The sequence below is a fragment of the Gilvimarinus sp. 1_MG-2023 genome (genome assembly GCF_030548285.1).
On record NZ_JAUOSC010001137.1, the window covers coordinates 1 to 264 of the forward strand.

Genomic DNA, 264 nt, shown 5'->3' on the forward strand with positions numbered 1-264 from the left:
GGGGTGATCTGGGCCATCACGGCACCGGTGAGCAGTTGTATAAATCCCATTAGCCCCGACGCGGTACCCGCGGCGGTATTGGGAAAAGCCAGAGTGCAGCCAATGGCCCCGGATTGGGCATTGGGCTGACTGAGGCCCCGGCCAAGTGTGACTAGAGACATCGGTACAAACAGCGTCCAGAGGCTGAGTGACTGTTGCAGGGCGAACCACCACAACCATAATGCGCCCAGCAATGACAAACTGTTGCCCAGCATGACCATGTGA

Annotated in this window: 1 pseudogene; it reads right to left on the reverse strand. The window is 58.3% G+C overall.

From position 1 onward, the window contains the following. Window positions 1-264, reverse strand: a pseudogene (locus Q4563_RS20405) (hypothetical protein); the annotation flags it as partial.